This window comes from Pseudomonas sp. Xaverov 259 (assembly GCF_019352915.1).
GTDB lineage: Bacteria > Pseudomonadota > Gammaproteobacteria > Pseudomonadales > Pseudomonadaceae > Aquipseudomonas.
In genome coordinates this window covers 32,914-45,761 of sequence record NZ_JAAAFV010000023.1, presented here as the reverse complement: position 1 = coordinate 45,761, position 12,848 = coordinate 32,914, and the positions used below count along the sequence as shown (strand labels likewise).

General features: G+C 60.9%; 13 protein-coding genes. 3 read left to right on the top strand and 10 right to left on the bottom strand.

Annotated features, from left to right (window positions below):
- Positions 1-36: 36 nt before the first annotated feature.
- The 7 genes from K0H48_RS07260 to K0H48_RS07230 form a co-directional block, all read right to left on the bottom strand.
- Positions 37-969 (bottom strand): aliphatic sulfonate ABC transporter substrate-binding protein, encoded by a 933-nt coding sequence (locus K0H48_RS07260; protein ID WP_219267166.1) that lies wholly within the window; start codon positions 967-969, stop codon positions 37-39.
- Between the two features lie 128 nt (positions 970-1,097).
- Positions 1,098-2,111, bottom strand: a complete 1,014-nt coding sequence (locus K0H48_RS07255; protein WP_219266958.1) for an ABC transporter substrate-binding protein — start codon at positions 2,109-2,111, stop codon at positions 1,098-1,100.
- A 134-nt stretch (positions 2,112-2,245) separates the two neighbouring features.
- Complete coding sequence (locus tag K0H48_RS07250; protein WP_219266957.1) at positions 2,246-4,876, bottom strand: TonB-dependent receptor; 2,631 nt, start codon at positions 4,874-4,876, stop codon at positions 2,246-2,248.
- Positions 4,877-5,102: 226 nt separating this feature from the next.
- The gene (locus tag K0H48_RS07245) at positions 5,103-6,041 is read right to left on the bottom strand and encodes a FecR domain-containing protein (RefSeq protein WP_219266956.1); all 939 of its coding nucleotides are present in this window, start codon (positions 6,039-6,041) and stop codon (positions 5,103-5,105) included.
- Positions 6,038-6,547, bottom strand: a complete 510-nt coding sequence (locus tag K0H48_RS07240) for a sigma-70 family RNA polymerase sigma factor (RefSeq protein WP_219266955.1) — start codon at positions 6,545-6,547, stop codon at positions 6,038-6,040. The genes K0H48_RS07245 and K0H48_RS07240 overlap by 4 nt, the downstream gene beginning before the upstream one ends.
- A gap of 244 nt (positions 6,548-6,791) precedes the next feature.
- The gene (locus K0H48_RS07235; protein WP_219266954.1) at positions 6,792-7,583 is read right to left on the bottom strand and encodes a phosphate/phosphite/phosphonate ABC transporter substrate-binding protein; all 792 of its coding nucleotides are present in this window, start codon (positions 7,581-7,583) and stop codon (positions 6,792-6,794) included.
- A 9-nt stretch (positions 7,584-7,592) separates the two neighbouring features.
- Positions 7,593-8,522, bottom strand: coding sequence for a fatty acid desaturase (locus K0H48_RS07230; RefSeq protein WP_219266953.1), 930 nt, complete (start codon positions 8,520-8,522; stop codon positions 7,593-7,595).
- 301 nt (positions 8,523-8,823) lie between these two features.
- On the opposite strand from K0H48_RS07230, the gene K0H48_RS07225 reads away from it, so the two are divergent.
- Together K0H48_RS07225 and K0H48_RS07220 are read left to right on the top strand one after the other, a co-directional pair.
- Complete coding sequence (locus K0H48_RS07225) at positions 8,824-9,261, top strand: GNAT family N-acetyltransferase (RefSeq protein ID WP_219266952.1); 438 nt, start codon at positions 8,824-8,826, stop codon at positions 9,259-9,261.
- A gap of 59 nt (positions 9,262-9,320) precedes the next feature.
- Positions 9,321-10,139 carry a class I SAM-dependent methyltransferase gene (locus K0H48_RS07220; protein ID WP_219266951.1) on the top strand — a complete coding sequence of 273 codons (819 nt, stop codon included), beginning with the start codon at positions 9,321-9,323 and terminating at the stop codon, positions 10,137-10,139.
- A gap of 166 nt (positions 10,140-10,305) precedes the next feature.
- Here K0H48_RS07220 and def read toward each other — a convergent pair whose 3' ends face one another.
- From def to K0H48_RS07205, 3 genes are all read right to left on the bottom strand, one after another.
- Complete coding sequence (def, locus tag K0H48_RS07215) at positions 10,306-10,845, bottom strand: peptide deformylase (protein WP_017139199.1); 540 nt, start codon at positions 10,843-10,845, stop codon at positions 10,306-10,308.
- Positions 10,846-10,848: 3 nt separating this feature from the next.
- On the bottom strand, positions 10,849-11,799 hold the full coding sequence (locus K0H48_RS07210; protein WP_056858638.1) for a YihY/virulence factor BrkB family protein: 951 nt from the start codon (positions 11,797-11,799) through the stop codon (positions 10,849-10,851).
- Between the two features lie 179 nt (positions 11,800-11,978).
- Positions 11,979-12,164, bottom strand: a complete 186-nt coding sequence (locus K0H48_RS07205; RefSeq protein ID WP_003213044.1) for a CsbD family protein — start codon at positions 12,162-12,164, stop codon at positions 11,979-11,981.
- A 199-nt stretch (positions 12,165-12,363) separates the two neighbouring features.
- Here K0H48_RS07205 and K0H48_RS07200 point away from each other — a divergent pair, with 199 nt between their 5' ends.
- The gene (locus tag K0H48_RS07200; protein ID WP_219266950.1) at positions 12,364-12,741 is read left to right on the top strand and encodes a hypothetical protein; all 378 of its coding nucleotides are present in this window, start codon (positions 12,364-12,366) and stop codon (positions 12,739-12,741) included.
- Positions 12,742-12,848 lie beyond the last annotated feature (107 nt).

The following is a 12,848-nucleotide window of genomic DNA, read 5'->3' as shown; positions in this document are numbered from 1 at the left end:
GGGCAAGCCCGCTCGCCACAGAGATTTGTGCACAGCTCAGTTAGGCGCTTTGAACACGATTTGCTGCACATCGACCTTTTTCGGGATCAGCCCGTTGGCGAAGAACAGGTCGGCGGTGCGTTGCTGGTTGGCGATATCGATGGCCTGCAGCGGGCGAATCGGCTCCGGCGAGCGGTGTTCGAAGTAGCTTTTAACCACGGCCGGTTGCAGGCCCAAGGTCTTGGCCATCAAGGCGATGCTTTCTGCGGGCTGGTCCAGGGACAGGCGCTGGGCCTTGCCGAGCGTCTTGATGATGGTGGCGACGGCGTGCGGGTACTGTTTGGCAAATGGGCTGTTGACCACAAAGAAACTGCCGGCCGGGTTAAGGCCTTGGCCGTCACCCAGTACGCGGGCGGAACCATCGACCACGGCCGCCGAGTAGTACGGGTCCCACACCACCCAGGCGTCGACTTTGCCTTGCTCAAACGCCGCGCGGCCGTCGGACGGCGACAGGTACACCACGTTTACATCCTTCCACTGCAACCCCGCGCGCAGCAGGCTTTTGAGGAACAGGTTGTGTGCGCTGGAACCCTTGAGCAGCGCCACGCGCTTGCCTTTGAGTTCGGCCACGCTTTGGATGCTGCTAGCTTTGGGCACCAGCACCGCTTCGGTCTTGCCTTCATTGGGCTCGACGGCGAAGTACTGCAAATCAATGCCGGCGGCCTGGGCGAAGATCGGCGGGATGTCGCCGATATTGCCGATGTCCAGGCTGCCGGCGTTCAACGCCTCGATCAGCGGCGGGCCGCCGAGGAATTCGGTCCACTGCACCTGGGTGCCGGGCAGCGCTTCTTCGAACAGCTTGTGCTCACGGGCCAGCACCATGCTCACCGAGCTTTTCTGGTAGCCGATACGCAAGGTGGACGGTTCGGCCGCAGACACCGCTGCCGAGAACACAAGTGAAGCCAGGACCACACTGAAAAACTTAACCATCATTGTTACCTCCGATCGTTCCCACGCTCTGCGTGGGAATGCCGCCAGGGACGCTCCGCGTCCCGCTCTAAAATCGTGACGCAGAGCGTCACGGGATGCATTCCCACGCGGAGCGTGGGAACGATCAACTACAGGCCAGCTTTGACTTTGGCCGCGACATCCGCAGGCACCCATTGCTGCCACACGTGCGGCTGCTCTTTGAGGAACGCCAGCGCGACCTGGCGCGGCTGTTCACGCTTCTCGCTCATCTGCGCGAGGATGCCGTTGAGCAGGTCGATCGGCAGGTCGACTTTTTCAAACAACGTCACCAGTTGCGGGTACTGCTCCTTGAACGGCGCCGACACGCCAATCGCCAAGTGCGCAGGCATCGAGCGGGTGCCAATGGGGTGCGGGTTGTTGGCGTCGGCCAGGGTTTTCCAGGCTTCGGCGTTGAACGGCGGTTCTTCGAGTTTGATCAGCTTGAAGCGGCCGAGCAGCGGCGTCGGCGACCAGTAGTAGAACAACACCGGTTTGCCACGGCGGATCGAGGAGGCCACTTCAGCATCCAGCGCTGCGCCGGAGCCGGTGCGGAAATTGACGAAGGTGTCGGTCAGGCCATAGGCCTTGAGTTTCTGACTGTTGACGATTTCCGAGGTCCAGCCGGTGGGGCTGTTGAGGAAGCGGCCTTTACTTGGGTCTTCCGGGTCGCGGAACACGTCCTTGTAGCGCGCCAGATCGGCCACCGATTTCAGCTCCGGCGCCAGCGGTTTGATGCCGCGTTCGGCATCCCCCTTGATCACGTATTCGGGCACCCACCAGCCTTCGGTGGCGCCTTTGACCGTGTCGCCCAGGCCGAATACTTTGCCTTCGGCCTCGGCCTTGACCCACGCCGGACTGCGCCCGGCCCACTCTTCGCCGATCACCTGGATGTCGTCCTTGGCCAGGGCGGCTTCCAGGCTCACGGTGCTGCCGGGCAAGGTGTCGGTGGGCAGGCCGTAGCCTTTCTCGACGATCAGGCGCAGCACTTCGGTGATCAGGCTGCCGCTTTCCCAGGTGATGTCGCCGAAGTGGATGGGTTTGATGGCCTCGGCGGCCTGGGTGGGCTGCGTCAGCACAGCGAGCGCCAGTAGCGAGCCACCGAGCAGGTTTTTAATTGTTTTCATGCAGAACCTCATGGTGATGATCGTTCCCACGCTCCGCGTGGGAATGCAGCCCCGGACGCTCTGCGTCCAACCGGTGACGCAGAGCGTCACAAGAGGCATTCCCACGCAGAGCGTGGGAACGATCGGTGAGCGGGTTAAAAGTCATAACTGAGCCGCGTGTAGTAGAACGCTCCTTCCGGCGCGGTCGGTGACAGGTAGCTGTATTGCTGGCCTGGCGTCTGGCGCAGGCGGCTGTTGAAGTCGTCGGGCTTGCTGTCGAACAGGTTGTTTACGCCCACCGACACGCGCAGTTGCTTGGTGAACGCGTAGTTCACGTCCAGGTCAGTGGTCCATTGCGCACTGAACACTTGGTCGTACTGGGCGTTGGTCTCGCTGGCCGCATACTTGCGGTATTTGCCGTAGCGGGTTTGGTTAAGGGCGATGGTCCATTGGCTGATTTTGTGCACCGCGCCGAACACCAGCTTGTCTTCGGGGTAGCCGTGCTCGACAAAACCACGGGCTTCGCGGGTCAACACTTCAAAACCGTTGGGGTTTTCGTGGACCTTCTCAATCGTGGTGCGTGCCTTGGTGTAGCCAGCCGACAGGGCCAGGTTGCCGAACTGCGCAAGGTCCAGGTTGTACTTGCCAACAATGTCGACACCCCGGGTGCGGGTGTCGGCGGCGTTGGTCATGAACTGCGCCCAGGAATACTGGCCGTAGCCGGCATTGGTGAGGATCTGCTCGGCCAAAGGCCCGGAAATACCACCGCTGAACAACAAGCGGTCGCGAATCGAGATCTGGTAGGCGTCGATGGTCAGCGAGGCGTTGTCGGCAGGTCGCAGCACCAGGCCCAACGAGTAGTTGGTCGACTTTTCCGGCTTGAGCGGTTGCGCGCCAAGGGCGCGGGCGGCCGGATTGTCGGCGGGCAACATACGGGTCAACACCGGGTTGCCGTTGGCGTCGAGGTTGGTGGTGGTGGTCCATGACGTGCCGATCTGCCCCAGGCTGGGTGCGTGATAGGCATTGTTGACCGTGGCACGCAGGCCCACTTTCGGGGTGAAGTCATACCGCGCCGACAGCTTGCCGGTGGTGGCCGAGCCGAAGTCCGAGTAGTGCTCGGTGCGCCCGGCGACGCCGACTTGCAGCTTTTCGGTGACCTGGTTTTCGAGACCGAAATACACCCCGGCCACATCGCGTTTGAAGGTGTCGGCATCGTCCGGGGTCAGGCCGGAGGCTTGTACGGCGCCGACCTGCACGCCATCAATACCGCCAAACGAGTAGGAGTCATAATCGCCCGCTTCGAGGCGATATTGTTCGTGCCGGTAGGCCACGCCGCCCGAAACCGTCAGCGGGTGGCTGGACCAGTTCACGTCCAGGTCCTTGGCGTAGTCGAGGGTGATATTGGTCTGGTCGTTGACTAACGTAGCGACGTTGAATTTGGTCGGGCTGTTGGCACCGTAGCTCGGGTTGACGGTGTTGAAGGCCAGCTCGTCGTGCTCGTCGCGGCCATAGGTGGCGCTCAGGTCGAAGCGGCCGATGGACTCGTCTTCATAGCGCGTACCCACGGTGATGGCGCCGTCTTCATAGCGATAGCGGTACTTGGGAATGGTGCCGCCGGGGTAGATCGACGCCACATTGTTCGGGCTGCTCGCGAGTAACGGCGGCGTGTTGTTGACCGAGGTGTCCTGGCCGAACGTGGCGAAGCTGTAGAGGCGCCATTTATCGTTGAGGCCGATTTCGGCGTTGGCGGCCAGGTTGTATTTGTCGCGCCCGGCACCGCCCCAGCGTGGGTCTTGCACTTGGCCGTCGGCGACGTATTTGTCGCCGATATCATCGGGCTTGTTGTTCAGGGTGTTGAAGCTCAGGGTCAGGAAACCATCGCCCGGCAGGCCAATGCCGTACCAGCCATCCGTGGTCTTGCTGAAGCCGTCGCCCTGGGCGTATTTGCCCAGTTGGGTGTTGATGCCGCCACCGCTGTCGCGCTCCTTGAGCACAATGTTGACCACCCCGGCCACCGCGTCGGAGCCGTACTGCGCCGAGGCACCGTCGCGCAGCACTTCGACGTGGTCGATGGCGCTGATGGGGATCATGTCCAGGTCTACCGGCTGCGCGCCAATAAACGGCACGCCACCGGAAATATTCACCACCGCCGAGGTGTGACGGCGCTTGCCGTTGATCAGCACCAGGGTCTGGTCGGGCGACAGGCCACGCAGCGACGCACCCTTGGGGTCTTGCCCGCGGGTGGCGCTGTTGTTCTGCGGAAAGTTGAACGACGGCAGCAACTGGAACAGCGCCTGGTTGAGGCTGGTGGCACCGGTTTGCTTGAGTTCTTCGGCGTTGATCACATCCACCGGGGCGCTGCTGGTCAGGGCAGTGGCGTCGCTGCGACGGGTGCCGATGGCGACCACGCGGTCGAGGGTCGGTGCCTGGGCGGCGCTGGTTTGGGCCTTAACATTGCTGCTGGCCTGCGCGCCTTCCTTGATGATAAACGCACCGTCCGGGCTGACTTGCACCTGCAGGCCGGTGCCTTTGAGCGCGGCATCCACGGCCTGTTGCGCCGACAATGAACCGTCGACCTGAGCCGACGAATAGTTACCTAGTTGCGGCGTGAAAGAGATCACCTGGCCGCTCTGGCGGCTGATGTTCAGCAGCACTTCATCCAGTGGGCCAGGGGCGATGTGGTAGACCTGACGCGCGTCTTCGGCGCTGGCGGCGAATGAAAAAAGCAGGCTGGCCAACGGCACCAGGGCAAAGGTTCGAAGCGGCACACGGTTGAACTGACTCACTTTGGCTCCCCCCAAGGAAACTCGAGAACGCTGCTCCCCGCAGCGCTTACGGGAGTGATGTGGGTTGGCGGGGGCAAAACTTGCAGACTGTTTGGTTATGTCCTTAGAACCCGGATGATCGTTCCCACGCTCTGCGTGGGAATGCCTCTTGTGACGCTCCGCGTCACGCTTTGGGACGCGGAGCGTCCTTGGCTGCATTCCCACGCAGAGCGCGGGAACGATCAGGCTAGGCAGCATTGACGGTCCCCCACAGGCCGGTGCGGCGGGTAATGTGAATGGGCAAGGTGCGCGCCAGGGTGTCGAGGATTTGCTGTGGGTTGTCGAGCCGATAAAGACCACTGACGCGCAACCCGGCTACGGCAGGGTCCAGGCGCAGCACGCCATTGTGATAGGGCCGCAACGCCTCGATGACTTCCGCCAGCGGGCGGTCGCGCACTTGCAGGAAGCCATCGACCCACGCGGTGGCGCCGGATGAACTGGCCTGCACCGGGCCGAAACCGCCACGGTCGTAATGCACTGCATGGCCGGCGGCGAGTTGCAGGCGCTCGCCGCTCTGACTGTCGATGTGTACCGCGCCATTGAGCGCCACGACTTGGCCCTGCCCTTCGCGCTCACGCACCAGAAAACGGTTGCCATAGGCGTGCAGGCGCGCCTGGTCGGTCTGAAGCAAAAAGGGGCGGTTGCGGTCGCTGGCAACCTTGGCCAGTAACTCGCCTTCGCGCAGGCGCACCAGGCGTTGCTGCGGGTTGAACTGGATATCCGCCGCGCTCTGCGCATTGAGCAGCAACTCGCTGCCATCGGCCAAGGTGACGGTGCGACGCTCACCGGTGCCGGTGCGGAGGTCGGCGGTCAGCTCCGACAGGCCTACGGGTTTGGCCAACAGCGCGGCACCGATAGCCACGCCTGCGCCCGCCAGCGCGATCTGCAACACCTGGCGACGGCTGGAAGGCGCATCCAACGCCTGCTGCAAGACCTTGCCGCTGACACCCTGAGCCTGGGGAATCTGAAACACGCCCAGGCGCGCTTCCAGTTGCTGGCATAACGCATCATGGCGCGGGTCGGCCGCGCGCCACTGGTGATAGCGCTGCCAGTCCGCCGCCGAGGCCTGGCCCGAACGCAGCAGCACGTACCAGCGCGTAGCGCTGTCGATCAGGGCGTCGTTCATTCCAGGCACAGCCGCAGGCAACGGTTGAGGGCGCGGGCCATATAGTCGCTGACCGAGCGCTGGGAAATCCCCAGCTCGGCGGCGATCTCGGGGTACGTCAGGCCATTGAGTTGCGAGAGCAAAAAGGTCGCCTTGACCTTGGCCGGCAAGCCGTCGAGTAGTTGGTCGATGGCCTGCAGGGCTTCGAGCATTTGCGCGAGGTCTTCGGGCGACGGTGCGTTGCAGGTTTCGTCATTGTCGAGGGCATCGAGGTAGGCGCGTTCGAGGTCACGGCGGCGCCACAGTTGGTACATCAAACGCTGGGCGATGGTAGTGAGCAAGGCGCGGGGCTGACGAATCGGCAGTACGCCGGGCGCACTCAGCAACTGGACGAAGGTGTCGGCGGCGATGTCTTCGGCGTGTGCGCGGGAATCGAGATGGCGGTGCAAACGGCTGCACAGCCAGTCGTAATGACTGCGGAACAATCCGCCCACGTAATCGCTGTGAGAAGTGTCGGCGCCGGACATAGTGGCTCCATCTGAGTTGGTTGCACGTTATGTCCGGTGTTCCGGTGGGGCGATCCTAGCAAGGCTGCTTATTCTTTAATAATATTTAAAATTCATTTTTATATAACCAATTGTTCGCACGATGATCGTTCCCACGCTCTGCGTGGGAATGCAGCCCTGGACGCTCTGCGTCTGCTCTTGAACGCGTAACGCGGAGCGTCACTGGAGGCATTCCCACGCGGAGCGTGGGAACGATCAGCGTCGATCAGCGTAGGTGCGGGTAGCCGGCAGTGGCGGCGGCTTGTTGATAGTTCAGCAGGACTTGGTAGTCGTCTTCGCTGGCAGGCAGAACTGCCTGGATGCCCAGGGTTGCGACCACGTGCGGTAAATCCTGCAACGCCTGATTCATCACGTCACGAATGTGCGCCGCTTGCTGATCGTTCAAGTGCAGCGGGCCGATGTAGGGCAGGGTCGGGCTCGGTGCGCTGTGGGTGACGATGCGCAGCCCCGACACTTCTTCGGCGGCGAAACGGGCGAGGTAGTCGTAGGTCACGCTGTCGATGGCGGCGAGGTCGGCGCGGCCTTCGCGCAGCCAGCGCAAGCTTTCACGGTGGGCGCCGCTGATGCCGACGTTGGCGAAAAATCGGCCGTCGTGCTGCAAAGGTGCAAGGCGTTCACGCAGTAAGTTCATGCCGCTGTTGGAGTCGTGGCCATTGATCACGCCACGGCTGTTATAAAAGTCCGCAAGCTGGGTGCGCGGGTTGTCGTCGCGGGTCAGCAACAGGCTGCAATGTTCACCGTTGCTGCTGTGAGCCAACTCGTAGCGCGGGCGGCCGATCACGCGCACTTTGCCGCGCAGTTGGGTCATGAGCGGGTAGCCACAGGTTTGCGTCACCAGCAGTTCGGGCGCCAGCCACAGGCCGTGCAGGTCGAGGTGGTCAGCGTTGCGGCGTGTCAGGTCCAGGCGCTCGAAAATACGCGCCAGCCACTCTTGGTTGGCCTGTTGCACGGCTGCAGGCGCGACGTACATCAACAACTCGGCGTAGTGGTCACTCATGGTCGTCTCTCACGCAAAAGGGTGCCTTGGGCTGTCGATGGCCTTGAGGCCGTGGCGGCTGAGCAACTGGCCATAACCCTGCACCAGAAAACCGCCGCTGCGCGCCACCCATTGTTCACGTCGCGCCCGGTAGACCGTGGGCAATAGATACCAGGGCAACTTGGGCAAGTCGTGGTGCACCAGATGCAGGTTGTTATTGAGGAACAGCCAGGTCCACGGCCAGGACGCTTCGTTGAGCACCGTACGCTGTTCCGGCTGCAGGTGTGGGCGGTGTTCATAGTAGGAACGGATTGACGCCAGGGACAAGGCTGGCGCGGTCACCAGCAGCAGGTAATGCCATACAGGGATTGCGCTGTAGTGGGCAATAAAGCTCAGCATCAGGATGGTCACGCCGCCGTGGGCCAGCCACATCGGCCACACCTGGGGCAGGCGCTGGAATTGATGACGTGCCAATCGGGCGATGGCCAGCGGCGCTGCCAGCAGAAAACGCCCAAGTAGAGTTTTGGTCAGCCAGTGCACGCCGCGCTGGAGCAACGAGCTGTTATCCCACTGGTGTTGATTGAGGTAACGGCTTTCCGGGTCGATGCCCGGCAGGGTCAGGTCTTCATCGTTGTGATGCAACAGGTGACTGTCGCGGTACAACGTGTAGGGATACCACACGGCAAAAGGCGCGTAGCCGAGCAGTTTGTTGATCAGGGGCGAACGGGTGGGATGGCCATGCAGCAATTCGTGTTGCACCGACAGCCAGAGCGTCACCAGCGGGATCAGCAACGCAGTGCTCAGCCACAGGCCCAGCCAGTGACTGGCGAGGATCACGGCGAACCAGCCGGCGTATACGCCAATCAGCAGCAACCAGGTTGGCCATTCGGTGATTGCGGTAAAACTGCGCGCCAGGGCTTCGATTTCCCGGCGTTGGGTCAGATCAAGGTAGTTGGCCATCGGCAGCTCAGAGCAGGTGTTTCCTGCTCTGTGCAGCGAGACGCAAAAATCTTGCAGATCGATTGGTTCTAAGCTTGTAACTCAGTGACCGAACAGGCCGGCTTCGGACTTCTTGGTTTTTTTCTCGGCGCGTTTTTCATCGGCGGTCTTTGCCGGTTTTTTCTTCGCGGCTTTCTTTGAATCCATACCTTTGGCCATGATGCATGCTCCACGTGAAGGGGATGTAACACTGGGTATACCACCTATTGCCCGGCAGAAGGCGCTTATAATCGGCGGCCCTTGATTACGTTGCCCACACACCATGCCCGAACTGCACCTCCAATTGCTGGCAGAGCCATTGTGGCCGCTGCTGAACAAGTTTTACCGCCGCCATAATTCGTCGATGAAGGCGCTCAAGGGCGGGCGCTTGTGGGTGGCGCGCGACAGCGAGATTGTCGCCGGGCTGTGCCTGTCGCCTGTGGTGGGCGGGCAATGGTTAACCGGCGTGTTTGTCGACCCGGCGTATCGCGGCCAAGGGCTGGCGGCGCGGTTGATTGCTGCGGCAGTGGCCGATGTGGAAGGCACGGTGTGGTTGCTGTGCCATCCAGACCTGGAAGGGTTGTATCAGCGCATGGGTTTTACCCAGGAAACCACACTGCCTCAATCTTTAAGCGAGCGCTTGGTGCGCTACAAACGCAACAAGCCAATGATCGCCATGGGCTTAGAACCTTTAGGAAGGACAACTGCGGATAATGTGTGATCGACCCGTGCATGGCCCGTGCTAGCCTCGAGCGCACAGTGGCCCCTTACAGGATGATCATGAAAACGACGCTTGCAGCTCTGTCCCTCACCGCCCTGCTCTTTCCGGCTTTAAGCCAGGCAGCGGATGCGCCGATTACCGCCGAGCAATACGCCAGCGTGTTGGCCGGCAGTTGGCGCGACCCGGCTAACAGCGCGCGTGACGGCTACCGCCACCCGCAGCAAACCCTGGAGTTCTTTGGCCTGAGCGCCAAACAGAGCGTGATCGAGATCACCCCGGGCGGCGGTTGGTTCAGCGAAATTCTCGCGCCGCTGCTCAAGGACCACGGGCATTACATCGCCGCCGTGCAAGCAGCCAGCAGCAGCGCTTACGCCGCGACGTCCGAACAGAACCTGAAAAACAAATTCGCCGCCGACCCTGCGCGCTATGCCAAGGCCGAAGTCGTCGAGTTCAACCCTAAAGCCCCGGTGTTCGGCAAACCGGCTTCGGTGGACGCGGTGCTGACCTTTCGCAATGTGCATAACTGGGTCGATGCGGGCACCGCACCGGCGACCTTCAGCGCGTTCTACACCGTGCTCAAACCCGGCGGTGTACTGGGCGTGGAAGATCACCGGGCCAAAGACGGCGCGGACCTGGAAGCGATCAAGGACAGTGGCTACCTGACCACGGCGCAAGTGGTGAAACTGGCGACGGATGCCGGGTTCAAGCTGGCTGGGCAAAGCGAGGTGAATGCCAACTCCAAAGACACCAAGGACTACCCGGGCGGCGTGTGGACGTTGCCGCCGTCGTTGCGGTATGGGGAGCAGGATAAGGCCAAGTATCTGGCGATTGGGGAGTCGGATCGGATGACGTTGCGGTTTATCAAACCCATCAAATAGTTCGGTTGAAATGCAAGCCAAATGTGGGAGTGGGCTTGTGTGGGAGCTGGCTTGCCTGCGATGCAGGCGCCTCGGTGTATCAGTGTCACCGAGGCGATGCTATCGCAGGCAAGCCAGCTCCCACACAAGCCCCGCTCCCACATTTAGTTATGAGCGCGTCAGAGACTCACTCGTCAGCGTTTGGATCCATATCCGGGAACATCACTTCGATAAACCCGAACTTGCTGAAGTCGGTAATCCGCGAGGGGTATAACCGGCCGATCAGGTGATCGCATTCATGCTGCACCACCCGCGCATGGAAGCCGTCGGCAACGCGCACAATCGGCTCGCCCTTGGGATCAAAACCCTCGTAGCGAATCTGCTGGTAACGGTCCACCGCACCGCGCAGGCCGGGCACCGACAGGCAACCTTCGTAACCTTCTTCCAGCACCGGGCTGAGCGGTGTGATCAGCGGGTTGATCAGGATGGTCTGCGGCACCGGCGGCGCGTCCGGGTAGCGTTCGCTGGCCTCGAAACCGAAGATCACCAACTGCAGGTCCACACCAATCTGCGGGGCGGCCAGGCCGACACCGCCGACGTGTTCCATGGTCTGGAACATGTCATCAATCAATTGCCACAGCTCAGGGCTGTCGAACATTTCCGGCGGAACCGGTGGCGCGATACGCAGCAGGCGCTCGTCGCCCATTTTCAGGATTTCACGGATCATCGATCAGACTTCATCGGTAGTGGGCTTGGAGTGGTCCCGGCCTAGGCCTGAGACGTGCTGTTTTTCATCCGTGTGGCTGTCTTCATCGAATTCCTTTTCCCCTGGGTCTTTGCCTTCAGCCGACATATGCTCGATCACAGCATTCATCTCCGCCCCGAGCAACAACACGGCGGCGGAAATATAGAAGTACAGGAGCAGGACGATGATCGCACCGATACTGCCATACATGGCGTTGTAGTCGGCAAAGGTTTTGACGTAATAACCAAAGCCCAGCGAGGCGATAATCCACACCACCACGGCCAACACTGAGCCTGGGGTGATAAAGCGGAATTTCTGCTCCACATCGGGCATCACGTAGTACATGAGGGCCACGGCGAACATCAGCAGAATCACGATCAAGGGCCAGCGCAGGATGGTCCATAAGGTCACCACGAATTCCTGCATGCCGATCTGCCCGGCGAGCCATTCCATCACCTGCGGCCCGAGCACCATCAGTGCGGCAGCAGCGAGCAACATGCCGGCGATGCCGACGGTGTAGAAAATCGACAGCGGGAAGCGCTTCCAGATCGGCCGGCCTTCGACCACGTCGTAGGCGGCGTTCATTGCGCTCATCATCAGGCGCACGCCGGCCGAGGCGGTCCACAGCGCGATGACGATACCCACCGAAAGCAAACCGCCCTTGGACTGCTGCAACTGGTCGATCACCGGGTTGACCTGCTCCAGCGCCTGAGGCGGCAACACCAGTTCCGACTGCATGCGCAGCCAGGTGAAAAAGTCCGGCAGGTGCAGGAAACCGATCAGGGCAATCAGGAACAGCAGGAAGGGAAACAGCGAGAACAGCATCTGGTAGGCCAGTGCCGAGGCGTAGGTGGGCATTTCGTCATCGACGAATTCCTTGACGGTGCGCACCAGCACTTTGTGGAGCTTGAGGCCGTCTAGTACTGGAAAAATCATAGCGTCTCCTTTCGCCGCAAAAGGGTGAGGTCGTGGGCGACTCAGGGGCCGTTTTCTACATCAAAGTAGCCCATTTGGCGACTTTGAAACAATTTCCAAACTTTAGTTGCACGTTTTACACAAAAACGGCCATCCGTAGATGGCCGTCGGGCTGCATGAATCCAGCCGGCGATTCAGTCTTACTTGACGGCTTTTTTTACCGCATCTTTGGTGTCGCCGACGGCTTTCTGCACTTCGCCTTTCTTTTCCTGAACCACGCCTTCAGCGCGCAGTTTGTCGTTGCCAGTCACTTTGCCAACGCCTTGCTTGATGTTACCAACGGCTTCGTTGGCCAAACCTTTTGCCTTATCCGATGTGCTGCTCATGGTATTTCTCCGAAAGAACAATCAAGGGTTTTGGTCATTACCTAAAGATTGACCGGCGGCCGTTCGGCAGAGTTTCAATTATTTTCATCACGCATTTCATCGCCGGCGACAGGTTTGACTTTATGTTTTGCCGCCAACCCACGAGAATGCCCGGCACATTCAGGCTATAACGCTGAATAACAGATCCCGTAGGAAGGTTATGAAACTCAATAAAGCACAGGCCATCGCCCGCAGAAACCAGGAACTGGGCGGTGCCGTACTCGGCGTCAACAACTGCCACTTCACCGACCTGGACCGCAAACGCAACATCTGGTGGTTCGACCTGCCGCTGGTGCGCATTGGTGTGGGCCAGTACGAGTGGGTTCACTTGTTGATGCACAACGCCGAGACGGACCAGTTGCTGCACTTGAAGGTGCCGACGGCGTTCCTGCGCGAACACATCGAAGGGCTGGTGGTGCGCAATGCGGGCAAGCGCAAGCCGGAGATTACCCTGGAGCTGAGCGCGGATAAGGATTCGTTCTTGAAGGATGTGCGCCCGGCGGGTGCCGGCGTGGGCTTCGCGCAGTTCTCCTTGTAGGAAAACGGAGCAAAATGTGGGAGCGGGCTTGCTCGCGAATGCAGAGTGTCAGTCACCGGATGTGCCACTGACACACCGCATTCGCGAGCAAGCCCGCTCCCACATTT

Excerpts from the sequence above, each read along its gene's own strand:
- K0H48_RS07200 (WP_219266950.1), top strand. The coding sequence starts at position 12,364 with ATGAAACTCAATAAAGCACAGGCCATCGCCCGCAGAAACCAGGAACTG.
- K0H48_RS07220 (WP_219266951.1), top strand. The coding sequence starts at position 9,321 with ATGAAAACGACGCTTGCAGCTCTGTCCCTCACCGCCCTGCTCTTTCCG.
- K0H48_RS07245 (WP_219266956.1), bottom strand. The coding sequence starts at position 6,041 with ATGAACGACGCCCTGATCGACAGCGCTACGCGCTGGTACGTGCTGCTG.
- K0H48_RS07235 (WP_219266954.1), bottom strand. The coding sequence starts at position 7,583 with ATGAGTGACCACTACGCCGAGTTGTTGATGTACGTCGCGCCTGCAGCC.
- K0H48_RS07225 (WP_219266952.1), top strand. The coding sequence starts at position 8,824 with ATGCCCGAACTGCACCTCCAATTGCTGGCAGAGCCATTGTGGCCGCTG.
- K0H48_RS07210 (WP_056858638.1), bottom strand. The coding sequence starts at position 11,799 with ATGATTTTTCCAGTACTAGACGGCCTCAAGCTCCACAAAGTGCTGGTG.
- K0H48_RS07240 (WP_219266955.1), bottom strand. The coding sequence starts at position 6,547 with ATGTCCGGCGCCGACACTTCTCACAGCGATTACGTGGGCGGATTGTTC.
- K0H48_RS07260 (WP_219267166.1), bottom strand. The coding sequence starts at position 969 with ATGGTTAAGTTTTTCAGTGTGGTCCTGGCTTCACTTGTGTTCTCGGCA.
- K0H48_RS07205 (WP_003213044.1), bottom strand. The coding sequence starts at position 12,164 with ATGAGCAGCACATCGGATAAGGCAAAAGGTTTGGCCAACGAAGCCGTT.
- K0H48_RS07255 (WP_219266958.1), bottom strand. The coding sequence starts at position 2,111 with ATGAAAACAATTAAAAACCTGCTCGGTGGCTCGCTACTGGCGCTCGCT.
- K0H48_RS07230 (WP_219266953.1), bottom strand. The coding sequence starts at position 8,522 with ATGGCCAACTACCTTGATCTGACCCAACGCCGGGAAATCGAAGCCCTG.
- def (WP_017139199.1), bottom strand. The coding sequence starts at position 10,845 with ATGATCCGTGAAATCCTGAAAATGGGCGACGAGCGCCTGCTGCGTATC.